The sequence below is a fragment of the Vibrio sp. Vb0937 genome (genome assembly GCF_033338855.1).
Map to the genome: position 1 here is coordinate 259,842 of NZ_JAWOTK010000001.1, position 15,441 is coordinate 275,282.

Here is a 15,441-nt window from a genome sequence, read left to right on the forward strand (position 1 = left end):
AATATCACATATCTTAGCTTGGTAATATTTTGTGTCTAGTTTTAGTTTGTTTTTGGATTAAATGTTTGCTCAATGTTATTTAAATAAGATTTTTATGTTGAAAATTATCATTAGTTATGAGTAATGGTTTTTAATAAAGTTGTTAAAAAGGAGACTTTCGTCTCCTTTGATTTTATTGACAACTCAAACGCAACAAATTAATAACTTTGTTGGCGCCTGCGCTTATCATTCATGGCATTGCGAGCAAGTTTACCGAATTGTCGACTTTGTGCTCGTTGCTCTGCCAAAGTCGCGCCGTTAAAGGCTTGTTCTCGCAATAGTTTTTGATAGTTATTGAAACGACGAACCTCCAGTTTGCCATTTGCAATCGCAGCTTGAACCGCGCAGCCTGGCTCAGTTTGGTGCTTACAATTGCCAAAGCGACAACGCTGAGCGAGCGCCTCAATGTCAGAAAATGCCTCACTGACCCCCGATTCACAATCTGCTAGTTGAAGCTCGCGCATTCCCGGAGTATCAATCAAGATGCCGCCATCAGGTAATAGATGGATAGAGCGCGATGTAGTTGTATGTCGCCCTTTGCTATCGTCTTCACGAATATGCCCAGTTGCCTGTTCTTGTTGCCCGAGTAATGCATTAACAAGAGTTGATTTGCCAACGCCTGAAGAACCGATAAAAGCGAGGGTTTGTCCTTCTTTGCACCAGGTCATGAGTTTAGAAGCACTCTCTATTTCTAAGCCGTTGACTGTCTCTATAGCTAATAGAGGGTCGAGCTTCTGTACTTGGCTTTTTAGTTCATCAGTATTGTCACACAAATCGGCTTTGGAAAGCACGATGACGGGTTCGACTTCGGCTTCATGAGCCAAGGCAAGATAACGTTCAATACGACTTAAATTGAAGTCGTCGTTAAGGGAACAGACGATAAACACTGTATCCACATTGGCTGCGATGAGTTGCTCTGCCACTTTGCTGCCAGCGGCTTTGCGGCTAAAGAGGCTCAAGCGATCCAGTAAGCGAACAAATTGCTGATCTTCATTTAAGATTACCCAGTCTCCGACGGTCATATTGGGTAAAGAATGGTGGGCATTAAGATGAACTTGCCCAGTTTCTGTTGCCAATAAATAACCACTTCGGTGATGCGCAATTACACGAGCAAAGATAGTGTTGTCGTAATCGTCTAATGTCAGTTGTTGCTGAAAAAATGGTTTCCAACCCAATTGTTTTAGAGGGTTTGAAGTTGAAACTAATGTGTCACAAAAAGTATGTGTTTGATTCATTATTGAATTATCCCAGACGCAACAAAGCGCCTTAATACAAATCGCATTAGGGTCTAATTCGGATAGAGTTGACCCCGGTGAAGACCGGGCAGAGAAGGGGAGTTGTGGCTATGCCACAGAGTTGGTGCTGTTAGGATTACCCTTGCGATGCCCAGTTAGTGTTATTCAATACAATCATCTTGTGTCCTCTTCGTTGGTTAATAAATAAGTGAGTTAATTAAGCCAAAAGAGTATAGCTGCCCTTTTTTAAAGAGGGTAGCTATACTGCAAAAATATTAACTTTGTTTTGTGATGCGCTCTTCCATAATCTGCGAATACGTGTTGGCTTTTAAGCCGTATATGATTTGGACATAACGATCATCCAATATCACGACGCCATGCGCGCCATGATTTTTGAGTGCGTTCTTATCGATGACGGACGTCGCTCTGAGGGTAAGACGCAGCCGAGTCGCACATGCACCAGTTTCTAGCAGGTTCTCTATGCCCCCAATGGCGTCAATGATCGTATCGACGTCTTGTTCGACATTGGGGTTGGTATGAGTTAGGAAATTGAAAAATTGCTTCAGCGCTGACTTAACCGTCATTTGAAGAGCCTTCGGTCGTTAGTTTTGAAATGGCTTCAACAATCGGTGCCGGCGAGAGCGTATGCGGTACTTTAGTGATTAACGTGCCATCCGGCTTCAAGAAGTAAAAGTAAGAGCTATGATCCAGCGTGTACTTTAGTTCCGAGCCTTCCAATTCTGTCTTGCGGAAAATGACACCATAGTTGTGTGCCAAAGGTGTCGTTACATCAAGTGGTGCCGATAGGCCTTCAATCATTGGATGGAAGTAATGGGCATATTTTGCTGATGCATCGGCCTCATCACGCTCTGGGTCCAAAGAAATGAACATCGGGCGTAGTTGCGCTTTTTGCGCGTCGTCAATTTGATTCAGTGCTCCTGCCAGCATTGCAAGAGAAGTTGGGCAAACGTCTGGGCAGCGAGTAAAGCCAAAATAGACGACTCGGATGCGAGGGTCATTCACATCGAAGATATTGACGGCTTGGTTATTTTCCCCAAACAATACCGTTTGTTGAGAGGTGGAACTGTCCACTTGCTCTGGCTTCGTTTTCTGATTATCTAAATAGCTCTTTACGCCAAACCCGAGTGCGAAAGCAGCTACGAGAAATAGGGACCAATTGCGGCTCATAACGATTCCTTATCTTTGCATTTTTATAGCAGGGTAAACGGTATTCTCTCCATCACTGAGTTCACCAACCCAAGTCATTGCATCCTCCGTGCAAACCGGGAGAATGATGTCACCTTGATATTGGCCAGGAGCGATTTGCTTCAGCAAAAACTTAGGCTCACCCATCTCCATTTCTCTTCCCGAAAGACTTAGGATGAGTTGCTTAGCATCGCTTGTATGCCACTCAACATTTAGAGTGGTAGGAACCAAGGGTTGAGCAGTTTCTGAGTTTAGCGTCATCGTAACATTTTCTTGGACGCAAGAGGTTGTAGAGAGAAAGCAGTATTCATCTATTGACTTGCTTTGAGTGGAAGAAGAAAAGCTTTTTATTAGAGTCGGGGCATAAAATCCCGCAACTAATGCGGCTGAAACAGCGGCGATTTGTAACAGTTTCATTAAGGTTCAGCATTTATCACTTAACATTACGAGCATCGTAGCACAGATGCGCCGCTCGCCAACTCGTGACCTCGGTAAATTGTGCGTTATACCTCGGTGACCAGCTTCCTTATAACGCGACGGACTTTATTGCATCAAATACAGCAGAGTTTTCAATTGAGATGTTTTGCCCTTAGCCAATAAATAAAAACGGAGCCAATTGGCTCCGTTTTTATTTGGTTCAGTATGTGTTTGATACCAAAGTTATTTATCTGAGTCTGCGAATTTCTCTAGACCTAAAACCAGAGCAATGGCTGCAAGCATCATCACGACAGCAAGTACTAACTGAGAAGGTTGTGATGTCACGTGTTCAAATTCAAATGGTGATAGGTTGTGCTGTAGCAATGGCACTTGTTCGCCCTTCGAATTGGTGCGCCAAGTGATGGTTTCTTTCCATGGCCAAATCTTTGGCAACGTACCAATCATTAATCCAGTCAAAAACATCAGGGTGAAATCACGGAACTTGCGTAGTAACCACGACAATAAGTGAGAGAAAGACAGTAAACCGATCACGCAGCCAGACAAAAATAGCGCTAATGTATCGACTTGAAAACCTTTCACTGCGGCTAATACAGGAGCATACATGCCAATCAGCAGCAAAATAAAACTGCCAGAGATACCCGGCAAGATCATCGCACAAATCGCGATAGCTCCAGCGAATAAGGTGTTAATGGCCGTTGGTTCCATGTGTAAAGGTTTGAGCACAGTAATACTATAAGCAAACCCGACACCAACGAGCAGAATGACAAAGCGGACAAGATCGCGTTGCTCAACCTGACGAATAATGTGATACACAGAGACCAAAATCAGACCAAAGAAAAATGACCAAAGTGGGATCGGGTGTGTGTCAAGAAGCCAAGTAATCAACTTTGCTAGCGTTGCAATACTGGTGAAAATGCCGGCAAACAGAGCGATTAGGAAGAATCCGTTGATGTGATTAAACGCGGCTTTAAACCCTTTTTTTCTCCAGATAGAGAAAAGTGAGGGGTTAATGCGTCGAATGCTTTCAAGCAGCGTATCGTAAATACCAGTGATAAACGCGATGGTGCCGCCAGATACACCAGGTACAACATCTGCTGCACCCATGGCGATTCCCTTGAAGAAAGTAATTAAGTAGTTCATTGCTCTAATGCTAAGTCGTTTCGATGGCAGAGAGTATACAAACATTGCGATGAAAAAAGTATGAAATAGTGCTGTAACTACTTGGTTTTATATCCAATCTGTTGCCTATCTTTATTACCCGCCAAGAGACAATGCCGCCGTAACGAGCTTTTAATGCTTGGTTTACATTTTTGAGATGATTAACTCTACTATCAATTATCAATCTTGGTTGCATTATGCAATTGCAATTTGCATTATCAAATTGCATTTTGATAATTTGCGCGTGAATAAATCCAGCTTATATGAGATCTTGTGCCCAAAAATAAGTCTTTGCATTTTGGCATGATTAATGCATAATACTGCTCGACCCTTCTTAAGCCGAGGGTCACCTAGCCAACTGACGTTGTTAGTGAATACAATTTGTTCACACTAAATATAAGCCAATCGCGATTATTGCGGTTGGCTATTTTTTTATATGAACAACGTTACTTACGTGCTTTGCAAATTGCACTTCTCTTACTGTCAGTCATAAAAAAGGGCTGACGTGTTACGCCAACCCTTGTGTTTTACTTTACGTTTTAACCCGTTTATCGAGCAGTTCAGTATCCCATTAACTGTAGCAAATTTTCAGCTGTCACAATGGCTTCTTTACGATTAGCAATATTAAGCTTTTGGTACAGGTTGCGAATGTGGGTTTTAATTGTCGTACCTGCCACATCCAGCTCTTGTGCGATTTGCTCGTTACTAAAGCCTGAATAAATCAGCCCCAGAACCTGCCATTCGCGTTGTGTTAATGGGCTGGTACGTACTAGCTCTGGCACATTAGGGTGATTCACCAACTTTTCAATAAAGTCTTCATCAAAGTGAATTGACCGGCTACGTTGATTCGATGAAATGTCCTTCATTAACTGTTGAGCACGGTGACGCTCAAGATCGCCCAGTTCATGGCGGAGGCTCAACTTCTCCAGCAGACCGCCAATGGTTGCACCATCAATCAGGAAGTTTCCGACCATGCCAGTTTGGTTCGTCATTACTAATGCTTCTTTTAACAGAGCCTTGGCTTGCTCCTCATCTTTTTGGCGAGCAGAAAGGACCGCTTCAACCACTAAGTTGCGATTAGTATCTGTGATTAGGTTAGTGCGACGAGCTTCACCTTGGAGAAAATCTAACGCAGCACGAGCGTCGGTATATTGGCCTAAGTTAATGTGGGCGCGAGCAATGTTACGCCATTGCAATTGAGAAAAGTGGTTGCATGCCGATTCAGGACGAACCGCAGTGTTGAGCCATTCTTGCATTGCATCGGTATTCCCGCGCGCTTGCCAAAATAGAATCAACGATAGTGAAGCGTTTGCAGTCCAATCTACGTGGTAAGTCGACTGTTTCATCAAGTGCTTTATATGCTCAATGAATTTACCGGCTTTGTCTAATTCACCGCGTCCAATCGCAATACGCGCCAACATCGAATAGCTATGTAAGTGCTTGCTTGGTGAATGGTTTTCGAGAATTTGCAGACCTTTGTACGCGCATTCTTCCGCTTCATCAAGTCGGTTCCAGCACCAAAGTACTTGCGCGCGAATACGCAGCAAAAATTCATGAAGAGGAACATGCTGAAGCTGCTGATCTTCAATCAGACGAAATGCGGAATCTTGTAGTTCAAAGGCAGCTTGCACGTAACCTTGTGCAATTAAAATCTCGCTTTGCTGCAATATTGCCCATAACGCTTGGTGATATACCTGATACTGACGAGCTAGCTTTTCAGTTTGTTGCATCATCGGCAAAGCACGGTCTAGTTTACCTAGCACGTGGTTAACTTCACCAACAACCGAAGTCGCCACAATTCGGCTACGGTAAATTGTGTTATCAAGTTGGCTAAGCGCTAGCTCCGCTAATTCGAGAGCTTTTTCCGGCTGGTTACTGTTGATAGCCACTTGAGCAAGCAACGCGTTTGCTTGACCTTGATAATGAATATCTAACGCAATGTTACGCTTTTTGTGTTCCTCTTCCGCTTCTTCAAGCAGGTGGCCCACTTGGTTATAACGATGCTGACTTTGAGCCAACCATGCTCGGAGCATCGTAAGTTTTGGGTGGCTGAACAACAGATCATCGTCCAACTTGTTAATTGAGCTTTCCAGTGTGCTGAGTTCGCCTTGGTTAAACATCTTCCAGCCGAATTCGTTTAGGATCTCTACCACTAAGTCCTTATCATTCGATTTTTGTGCATGATGAATCGCTTGGTGTGGTGCTTTTTGCTGTAACCAAGCGATAGCAGCATTGCGGTGGAGATCTTTTTCTTGCTGAGGAATACGAGCTTGGCGCTCATGAGACAAAAACTCGCCAAATAAGTTATGGAACCGGAACCAGTTCTGTTCCCCTTCGAGCGGGTAAATGAATAAGCCGTAACGGTTAAGCGATTCAATCATTCCCAGTGCATCTTCGCGTTGGGTAAGGGCAAACACTAGCTCATCATTGAAGTGGTCAAGCACGGATACTTGCATTAAAAAGTGACGAGTTTCGTGATCGAGTAAGTCAAACACTTCTTCGACCAAGTAATCCCACAAGTGCGCGTGATTGAACTGCGATACCGACTCTACAGTTTGTGCCAATGTGCGGTTTTGATGTTGGGCTTGTAATGCGATCAACTGCATCGCCGATGGCCAACCTTCAACATAGGTTCTTAGGCTGTTCGCCATGTCTTCATCGATACCATCGGCGATACGCTGGTTAAAGAAGCGAGTGGTTTCTTCGGTATCGAACGCCAACATCTCGTTGCCGATTTCGATCATTAAATCACGAACACGTAAGTTTGCAGTGCCCAGAGGCGGCGCTGCACGACTGGTTACCACAACGGTGAGGTTGTCTGGCATGTGCTTTAAGAAGAAACGCATGGATTCATGGATTTCATCATTCGTGATTAAATGGTAGTCATCAAGTACCACGTAGCACTCTTGATGAAAGTCAGCCATTTCAGCGAATACTTCGCTAAATAGGGAGCGTAAAGACGAGATCTGACGTTTTTCCGCCAGTTTTTGTGCGTTAGCGCAACTGAAGTTGGTGGCTTTGTTTAATGCTTGAAGCAGATAGTTTACAAAGCGAAAGCCGTCGTTATCGCTGTCATCAATGCTGTACCAACCGACGTTTGGCTTATCGGATAGCCACTGCGCTGCCATTGTTGTTTTTCCGTAACCTGCTGGGGATCGGAATAAAACCAATTTGTAGTAAGGCGCTTGCTGTAGTAAGTCCAACACTCGTGGGCGCACGATGGCATTGTGCAGGCGTCCTGGTCGAGTAAGCTTAGATGGAATCCACATTAGTAGTTATGTCCTTATTTATGTATACCCAAATGACTGCAACGTGATCATTCTAGTAAAGCCCCCTTGAAAGCCGTCTTACTGAATGATGTCATCAGCATCAAAAACACTGTTTGAATACCGGATAATGTCGCTACTATTGGGGCTTGCGTCCGTCTGAAAAACCATTCCATACGGTCACTTAGATATAAAAGCTAGCGAAAACTAGAAATAACTCACATCGCCTAATTCTAGTTTGTATAAAAAGCGTACAATCCTGTGAGCTGAGAGGGATGTTACGACATCAGAAATGTTCGTTACTTTGATCCACTTCCTAATTCTCAAGGGTTGATGGATTTACCATCAACTACGCCCTTTATTTGTGATTGTCGTCACTTAAATGTCGTTTGTTTCGTTAGCGTTAAGATCGCGTTGCACATAGATTACGAAAAGTTCTTCTACGCTGACCGAGTTAATGTGACCGATATTACAATTTTCACATCATCAGATGAGTGGACTATAAAAAGCGTCATGAACGGGTTTTAACCTTTCTCACATTCCATTGTGATCAAAATCACTAAGAACTGGTGCAAAGTTCACTTTGTTGAGATTTGGATCACTAACCTAGCAATGGTACCCCCTCTACGCCCTCAGCCCTCCTCCTTCAAAGGATGAGAATTAGGAGGATGTTTATTCACAGAGGTAAATGCACGATGTATGGCAGATGAATTACCAAAAGACGTGAGAATTTCGTAATGAAACCTACTCAACAAAAACAATTTGACAAGAAGTCGTTCCAAGAAAGCGTAAAGAAACACTTATCTGTAACTTACGCTCATACGATTGAAAACGCAGACAGCCGCGCATGGTACCTAGCAATGGGGCATGCTCTGGCTGAATTTACTACTCTAGATTTGCTTGCGACAGAAGAAGATCCACGCATTAAAAGTGCGAAGAGCGTTAACTACCTTTCGCTAGAATTCCTTATCGGTCGTTTGACGGGTAACAACCTAATCAGCATGGGTCTGTATGAACAAGTAACAGAAGCAATGGCTGAACTGGGTTACAACCTAACTGATCTGCTAGAAGAAGAGCGCGACCCATCATTGGGTAACGGTGGCCTTGGTCGTCTGGCTGCGTGTTTCATGGATTCATGTGCGGCACAAGAATTCCCAACTGTCGGCTATGGTTTACATTACGAATACGGTCTATTTAAACAGTCATTCAAAGACGGTCGCCAGCAAGAAGCACCTGACGCATGGCGCGGTGTAGAAGGCTACCCTTGGGAAATTGCGCGTCCAGAACTTGCGCAAGAGATCGGTTTTTACGGTCACGTTGAAGTGATTAACGAGAACGGTAAAGAAGTCCGCAAATGGGTACCAGGCATGACAGTAAGAGCAATGCCTTGGGATCTTCCAATTGTGGGTTACGAATCAGACACGGTTTACCCGCTACGTCTTTGGGAATGTCAGGCGATTGCACCATTCTCACTAGCAAGCTTTAACAATGGTGATTACTTCGAAGCTCAGCACGCACTGATCGACGCAGGTAACATCACTAAAGTGCTTTACCCGAACGACAACCACGAGAAAGGTAAAACACTGCGTCTAATGCAGCAGTACTTCCACTCAGCAGCGTCTGTACGTGACATCCTACGTCGCCACGAAGCTGCGGGCTACTCGCTAGCGGATCTACCTAAGCAAGAGACTATCCAGCTTAACGATACGCACCCAACGATTGCGATTCCTGAACTAATGCGCATCCTGATGGATGAAAAAGGTTTAGCTTGGGAAGCGGCTTGGGAAATCAGCTCTAAGACATTTGCGTACACCAACCACACGCTACTTCCAGAAGCACTAGAGACATGGCCAGAGTCGCTAATCCAGCACCTGCTACCACGTCATATGGAGATCATTTACGAGATCAACCACCGCTTCCTACAAGACGTACGTGCAATGTGGCCGGGTGATGTCGCGAAACAACAGAAGCTTTCTATCATCGAAGAAGGTTTCCACCGCATGGTTCGCATGGCAAACCTATGTGTAATCGGCTCTTACGCAGTAAACGGTGTAGCAGCACTTCACTCTGAATTGGTTAAGAAAGACCTATTCCCAGAGTTCCACGAAATGTACCCGACACGTCTACACAACGTAACGAACGGTATTACGCCACGTCGCTGGTTGAAGTTCTGTAACCCAGGTCTGTCTCAGCTTATCACTGAGAAAGTCGGCCCAGAATGGCCAGCGAAACTAGAGCAACTTGAAGGTATTGCGAAGTACGCCACTGACGCGACATTCCAAAAAGAATTCATGGCAGTGAAGAAAGAGAACAAAGAACGCCTAGCAACTTGGGTGAAAGAGAACATGGGTATCGAGCTCGATACTAATGCAATCTTCGATGTTCAAATCAAGCGTCTGCACGAGTACAAACGTCAGCATCTAGACTTGCTACACGTACTGTCTCTGTACCACCGTATTCTTAATGAACCTGGTTTTGAGTGTACGCCACGCGTTGTGTTCTTCGCAGCAAAAGCAGCACCGGGTTACCACCTAGCGAAAGAAATCATCTTCGCAATCAATAAGATTGCAGACAAGGTGAACAACGATCCTCGCATCGGTAACAAGCTGAAAGTGGTATTCATCCCTGACTACCGCGTGAGCATGGCTGAAATCATTATCCCTGCGGCTGACGTTTCTCAACAAATCTCGCTAGCGGGTAAAGAAGCATCAGGTACAGGTAACATGAAGATGGCGCTAAACGGTGCGCTAACTATCGGTACAATGGATGGTGCAAACGTTGAGATTCGTGAGGAAGTAGGCGATGAGAACATCTACATCTTCGGTCTAGATGTTGAAGGTGTGAAAGCGCTGAAAGCTCAAGGTTACAACCCATTTGATTACTACAATGCGGATCACTTACTCAAAGCGTCAATGGACTTGCTATTGGGTGAAGAGTTCACACCAGGCCAACCGGGCTTACTGCGTGCCACATACGACAGCCTGCTAGACGGTGGTGACCCATACTTATGTCTCGCGGATTTCGCCTCTTACGTGAAAGCACACGAAGACATGAGCGAACAATATAAAGATCAAGCTGGCTGGGCGAAGAAGGCCATTCTTAATACCGCCCTTGTTGGCAAGTTCACGTCAGACCGCTCAATCCGCGACTACGTGAACAATATCTGGAAGCTTGAAGCGGTGAAACGCTAATAGAACCTAGTTAAGACCAAGGTAGCCAAGCGCTACCTTTGGTCATTTTCCAAAAGAAGTTATTGATAACAATAAAACCCTACATGGAAGGTGTTGGTATTACCTTCGGAGAAAGCGATGAAAGAACAAACAGCATTAAAGAAAGTCGCGGAAATGGCGAGATTGGCTGATAGCTATGTCAGTGCTTGGGGAGATGAGGCTAAAGTGTCTGAGGAGACGCTACGCCGCTTGCTCGCTTCGCTTGGCTACGATACTAGCAGTGATGAAAAACTACTGGCTTCTGCTGAAAAGAAACATAAAAAAGACGTACTAGCCCCTGTTCTTGTTTTACGCGACGGCGAACCAGTCGAAGTGGAACTAAACCTAGGTACGAGTGCTCGTGAGAGTGAATTCAGCTGGCGTTTAGAAACAGAACAAGGAGAGGTACTTGAAGGCTATCTTCAGTCCCAAATTGTTCGTGATGAGCGTGCTGAGGGTGGCCCTCTAGTGTTTGCATTGCCAAAGAACTTGGCTTGGGGTTATCACAAACTGATCATCAGTCGTAAGCGTCGTAAAACACCTTACGAGATGTCATTGATCATTACGCCGAAAGCGTGTTTCAAACAAGACGATCTAAACCAACACAAAAAGCTATGGGGTCCTAGTATCCAGCTTTACACACTGCGTACTCAGCATAACTGGGGCATCGGTGATTTTGGTGACCTAAAACAACTGGTGAGTGATATTGCCTCTCGTGGCGGTGACTTCATTGGCTTGAACCCTATTCACTCGCTGTTCCCTGCGAATCCAGAAGGGGCAAGCCCATACAGCCCGTCTTCTCGTCGTTGGTTGAACATCATGTACATCGACGTAAGCTCTGTACCTGAATTCGCGCTAAGTGCAGAAGCACAACAGCGTGTTGGTAGCGCAGAGTTCCAACAACGTCTACAAAAAGCGCGAGACTCTCATTGGGTGAATTACACCGAAGTTTCGCAACTAAAAATGAGCGTTCTTCCGCTGCTATTCAGTGAGTTTAAAGCTCGCCATTTAGACAAGAACACCGATCGCGCTCGTGCCTTCTTGGACTTTGTTGAAAAAGGCGGCGACAGCTTGCTACATCAAGCTGCATTCGATGCACTTCATGCTGATTTACATGCAGAAGATGCAAACATGTGGGGCTGGCCAGTATTCCCTGAGAAATACCGCACATTCGACGCAGCTGGTACTCAGAAGTACATTAAGGACAACCAAGATCGTGTTCACTTGTACATGTACCTGCAATGGATCGCAGACGATCAAATCAAAGAAGCGCAAGCGCTAGCCGAAGAAAAAGGCATGGCTGTGGGTTTGTACCGCGACCTTGCGGTTGGTGTTGCAGATTCAGGCAGCGAAACATGGGCTGACGAAGGCGCGCTAGTATTGGATGCAAGCATCGGTGCGCCACCAGATGTACTTGGTCCACTAGGCCAAAACTGGGGTCTGCCTCCGCTAAACCCTCAAGTGTTGGAAGCGACAGGCTACGATGCGTACATCAAGTTGCTACGTGCCAACATGAAGCATTGTGGTGCACTGCGTATCGACCACGTACTTGGCCTATTGCGTCTATGGTGGATTCCAAAAGGCGAGAAAGCGACAGAAGGCGCGTACTTGTACTACCCAGTGGAAGACATGCTCGCAATCCTAGCGCTTGAGTCGCACCGCCATCAGTGCTCTGTGATTGGTGAAGACTTAGGTACTGTGCCAGATGAAATCGTTGATATCCTACGTGATGCAGGTGTGCACTCTTACAAAGTCTTCTTCTTCGAAACCTCAAAAGAGGACGGCGGCTTTATTTCTCCGAAGCATTACGCAGAGCAGTCTATGGCTGCGCTGTGTACGCACGATATGCCAACACTACGCGGTTTCTGGCACTGTGATGACTTGAAGATGGGGCGTGAGATTGGTCTGTACCCTGATGAGCAGCAGTTGGAAGGCCTATTCGCTGACCGCTTGAAGTGCAAACAAGGCATTCTAGACAGTGTTCGCTGGCATGGCTATTTGCCAGAAGGCATTGGTCATGATGCTCAGTACGTGCCAATGGATTCATACCTAAGCGAAGCGCTGCAACTGCACGTAGCCGCGGGTGACTCTGCACTGCTTAGTGTTCAGCTTGAAGACTGGCTAGAAATGGATCAACCGGTCAATATTCCTGGTACGGTGGATGAGTATCCAAACTGGCGTCGTAAATTGTCGATGAACCTAGATGAAATCTTCAGCCGTGAAGATGTGAATCGTATTTCTAAACGCCTTACTGAAGTTCGTGCACAGGCGAGTAAGTAAGATGCCTAGAGTGGCGTAGATGGACGAGCTGATTACGAATTTTGTTAGCTCAGAGGTACGAAAGTTCCGTCTAGGTCACTCATTCCTAAAACACAATCCGTTAGGATGAAGTACCGTTATTATGCCCGCGACAATAGCGGGCATTTTTGTATTTTGACGCCGTTTACGCAACGAACGTGAGAAGCGGAGTCTTTTTGTGAGTTCACAACGTTGGCTGTGGAGAAACCGATGTTTGATTCAGATCTCTGGTCTTGAAAAGGATGTTGGCTCTAGGGAGAAAGATTTGAAAACCACCAAAACCAAGAAAATAAAGAAACAACACGAACGCGCATACGAACTGCTTGCTGAGGCGGCTTACTCAGATCCATTTGCGGCGCTGGGTCCATTCATTGACGACGAAGCTTCGCTGAGAGTTTGGATGCCGGGCGCAAACAAGGTTGAACTACTTGTTAATGGTGAACCTCGCGTGGCGCTTGAGCGTGATGGCGACAGCGGTTTCATCTTAAAAGAGCAACGCGATTTACACCTGACCCACTACCGTTTAGCGGTCGATTGGAATGGTGTTGAACAAATTATTGATGACCCGTACCAGTACCACAATATCTACCAAGAGTACGAGCATCTGCATACGCCAAAAGACATGTATCACTACATGGGCGCACACTTTGTCACGCTAGAACGTGGCGGTGAAAACATCTCTGGTGTGCGTTTCCTTGTTTATGCACCACATGCATCTGCTGTTAGCCTTGTGGGTTGCTTCAACCAATGGGATGGCCGTCGTCATCCAATGCAACGCCTAGACTACGGTATCTGGGGCCTATTTATTCCTGGCTTAGAAGAAGGCGTTCAGTACAAATTTGAGCTAAAAGGGCCAAATGGGGAAGGGCTGCCACACAAACAAGACCCTTGGGGTTTCTACTCTGAGCAATACCCATCGTTCGCATCCATCACCTACGATCACAAGCGTTACCAATGGCAAGATGCGAAATGGCAAAACCGCGCAGTGACACAAAAGCGTGATGAAGCGTTATCGTTTTATGAGCTGCATGCTGGATCATGGAAGCGCGACGAGAAAGGTGATTTCCTCAACTACCGCGAACTCGCGGAGCAGTTGGTGCCATACCTTGTGGATATGGGCTACACCCACGTTGAGCTGATGCCTGTGTCTGAGCATCCATTCTATGGTTCATGGGGCTATCAACCCGTTGGCTTATTTGCGCCAACTAGCCGCTTTGGCTCCCCTGATGATTTCAAATTCTTCGTGGATGCGTGTCACCAAGCTGGTATCGGTGTAGTGCTGGATTGGGTTCCTGCGCATTTCCCATCGGATGATCATGGTTTAGCGAACTTTGATGGTACGCCTCTGTTCCATGATCCAGATCCTCGTCGCGGTTGGCACCAAGATTGGAACTCCTACATTTACGATTTAGGCCGTGAACATGTACGTCGCTTCCTTGTCTCGAATGCGCTGTACTGGTTTGAACAATTCCATATTGATGGTATTCGCGTGGACGCTGTCGCGTCGATGCTCTATCTCGATTATTCACGTAGTCACGATCAGTGGGTACCAAACGTCGACGGTGGCAACGAAAACTACGACGCAATCGCAACCTTAAAATGGATGAACGAAGAAGTGTACAAGCACTTCCCGAATGCGATGACGATTGCGGAAGAGTCAACGGCGTTTCCTGGGGTGTCTGCGCCAACCTTTATGGGTGGTTTAGGTTTTGGCTTCAAGTGGAATATGGGGTGGATGCACGACAGTCTTTCATACATCAAAGAAGATCCTGTTCACCGCAAATACCACCACAATACCATCACATTCCCGCTGGTTTATGCTCATAGCGAGAACTACGTCTTGTCTCTCTCTCACGATGAGGTGGTGTACGGCAAAGGCTCTATCCATAACAAGATGCCGGGTGATGAATGGCAGCAAACTGCAAACCTACGTGCATACTACGGTTACATGTATGGTCAACCGGGCAAAAAGCTGAACTTCATGGGCGCGGAAATCGGCCAAACGGCGGAGTGGAACCACGATGATCAGTTACAATGGTTCTTGCTGGAATATGAGCGTCATCAAGGTGTCCAAAAGCTGATGCGAGATTTGAACCACTTGTACCGAAATGAAGCGGCGATGCACGATCAAGATTGTGTTCCTGCTGGTTTTGAGTGGCGTCTACAAGACGAAGCGGATGCGAGCATCCTAGCGCACGAGCGTATTAGTAAAGAAGGTGAGCGTATTCTGATCATCACCAACTTTACGCCCGTACCACACGAGCGCTTTCGTTTAGGCGTTCCAAATGCAGGTCAATACGAACTGCTACTGAATACAGACGATAGCAAATACGGCGGCAGCGATTTTAAAGTGCTGACCAGTGTGAAAACGGAAAAAGTTGAAAGTGAATCACTGCCTCAATCACTTGAGCTTCGTTTGCCTCCACTTTCAACCGTGTTCTACAAGCTGCACAAATAATTTAGTCTAATCAAATTCTAAGCCCGTTTTACATTGTAAATCGGGCTTTTTTTGACCTATTTTTTACCTCTAAAACTTGTTGTTCTTGATTGAATCAGGCAAGCTCACGGGTTTGTTTATCATCAATCGCTAAT

General features: G+C 45.7%; 9 protein-coding genes. 3 read left to right on the forward strand and 6 right to left on the reverse strand.

Going from position 1 to position 15,441, the window contains the following annotated elements; genetic code table 11:
* Positions 1-197 precede the first annotated feature (197 nt).
* The 6 genes from rsgA to malT form a co-directional block, all read right to left on the reverse strand.
* Complete coding sequence (gene rsgA / locus R7P67_RS01165; protein WP_262653224.1) at positions 198-1,274, reverse strand: ribosome small subunit-dependent GTPase A; 1,077 nt, start codon at positions 1,272-1,274, stop codon at positions 198-200.
* A gap of 275 nt (positions 1,275-1,549) precedes the next feature.
* Positions 1,550-1,858: a PTS transporter subunit EIIB gene (locus R7P67_RS01170; RefSeq protein WP_262653226.1), complete on the reverse strand. Its 309-nt coding sequence runs from the start codon at positions 1,856-1,858 to the stop codon at positions 1,550-1,552.
* Complete coding sequence (locus tag R7P67_RS01175) at positions 1,848-2,462, reverse strand: SCO family protein (RefSeq protein WP_042522188.1); 615 nt, start codon at positions 2,460-2,462, stop codon at positions 1,848-1,850. Before R7P67_RS01175 ends, R7P67_RS01170 begins: the two co-directional genes overlap by 11 nt.
* A 9-nt stretch (positions 2,463-2,471) precedes the next feature.
* A complete protein-coding gene (locus R7P67_RS01180) occupies positions 2,472-2,897 on the reverse strand; it encodes a hypothetical protein (RefSeq protein ID WP_025768641.1) in 426 nt (141 codons plus the stop codon).
* Positions 2,898-3,140: 243 nt separating this feature from the next.
* Entirely contained in the window at positions 3,141-4,058 is a 918-nt protein-coding gene (locus R7P67_RS01185) for a DUF368 domain-containing protein (protein WP_170893936.1), read from the reverse strand.
* A 578-nt stretch (positions 4,059-4,636) separates the two neighbouring features.
* Entirely contained in the window at positions 4,637-7,345 is a 2,709-nt protein-coding gene (gene malT / locus R7P67_RS01190; protein WP_318085850.1) for an HTH-type transcriptional regulator MalT, read from the reverse strand.
* Positions 7,346-8,079: 734 nt separating this feature from the next.
* On the opposite strand from malT, the gene R7P67_RS01195 reads away from it, so the two are divergent.
* The 3 genes from R7P67_RS01195 (at position 8,080) to glgB (ending at position 15,307) form a co-directional block, all read left to right on the forward strand.
* Positions 8,080-10,533 carry a glycogen/starch/alpha-glucan phosphorylase gene (locus R7P67_RS01195; protein WP_005374836.1) on the forward strand — a complete coding sequence of 818 codons (2,454 nt, stop codon included), beginning with the start codon at positions 8,080-8,082 and terminating at the stop codon, positions 10,531-10,533.
* A gap of 117 nt (positions 10,534-10,650) precedes the next feature.
* Positions 10,651-12,831 (forward strand): 4-alpha-glucanotransferase, encoded by a 2,181-nt coding sequence (malQ, locus tag R7P67_RS01200; protein ID WP_104980199.1) that lies wholly within the window; start codon positions 10,651-10,653, stop codon positions 12,829-12,831.
* A gap of 283 nt (positions 12,832-13,114) precedes the next feature.
* The gene (gene glgB / locus R7P67_RS01205; RefSeq protein WP_250155487.1) at positions 13,115-15,307 is read left to right on the forward strand and encodes a 1,4-alpha-glucan branching protein GlgB; all 2,193 of its coding nucleotides are present in this window, start codon (positions 13,115-13,117) and stop codon (positions 15,305-15,307) included.
* Positions 15,308-15,441 lie beyond the last annotated feature (134 nt).